The following is a 1,080-nucleotide window of genomic DNA, read 5'->3' as shown; positions in this document are numbered from 1 at the left end:
TGTACCCGGCCATGAGGTTGGTGGCGTTTCCGGTCTTGTGAAAGGGGAGAACCTCCGGGCTTAGTGGAGATGTCTGACGTCTTCACGAACTCGGAGGTTCTCGTGTCCCACCGTAATGCCCGCTTGACCGTGCACGGCAGGCTGCTCATCGTCCATCGTGCCGGTGCCGGGTGGAAGCAGGCGCATATCGCCGCGGCAATGGGCGTGTCCCGACGCTGCGTGAAGCGGTGGCTGGACCGCTACCGCGCCGAGGGTGAAGCCGGTCTCTACGATCGCTCCTCGCGGCCTCACCACGTCGCCAACCGCACCCCCGATGCCAGGGCCGCGGCGGTGGTCGCGATCCGGAAGAAGGAACGAGTCGGCCGTGACGAGGTCGCGGCCCGCACCGGGGTGCCGGCGCGGACGGTGTCGCGCATCATCGCCCGGTCCGGGCTGCCTCGTCTGGTCGATCTGGACCCGATGACCGGGGAGCGGATCCGCGCGTCGAAGACCACAGCGGTCCGCTATGAACGCGAGCAGCCCGGCGAGCTGGTGCACATGGACGTGAAGAAGCTCGGTCGCATCCCCGACGGCGGCGGGTGGAAGGCGCACGGCAGAGCGATGGGCTCCACAGCCGCCCGGAAACAGACCGTCGTCGGCTACGACTACGTGCACTCCGTCGTCGACGACCACTCCCGGCTCGCATACTCCGAGGTCCTCCCCGACGAGAAGGGCCCGACCTGCGCCGCGTTCCTCGAACGCGCCATCGGCTACTTCGCCGCGCACGGCATCCCCCGCATCGAGCGGCTGATCACCGACAACGCCTGGGCCTACCGATGGTCGCTGCGCGGCGTCTGCGGCGCGCACGGCATCCGGCAGAAGTTCATCAAACCGCACTGCCCGTGGCAGAACGGCAAGGTGGAGAGGTTCAACCGGACCCTGCAAACCGAATGGGCCTACCGGCAACCGTTCACCTCGAACGACGACCGCACCGCAGCACTTGACCCCTGGCTCGAGCACTACAACACTGGACGACGCCACTCAGCCCTCGGAGGCAACCCCCCGATCAGCCGACTGCAACCAACGTCCTGACCCCGTACA

1 protein-coding gene is annotated in these 1,080 nt (G+C 67.6%); it reads left to right on the top strand.

Annotation, left to right across the window (positions count from 1 at the left end; all coding sequences use genetic code 11):
- The first annotated feature begins 102 nt into the window (after positions 1 to 102).
- The gene (locus AB0O93_RS16160; protein WP_101852925.1) at positions 103 to 1,071 is read left to right on the top strand and encodes an IS481 family transposase; all 969 of its coding nucleotides are present in this window, start codon (positions 103 to 105) and stop codon (positions 1,069 to 1,071) included.
- Positions 1,072 to 1,080: the final 9 nt, after the last annotated feature.

Origin of the sequence: Microbacterium sp. NPDC077184 (assembly GCF_040687055.1) — a bacterium.
In the GTDB taxonomy this organism is placed as follows: Bacteria; Actinomycetota; Actinomycetes; order Actinomycetales; family Microbacteriaceae; genus Microbacterium.
Note: the sequence above shows the minus strand (reverse complement) of the source record. Positions and strands in the feature narration are given on the sequence as shown.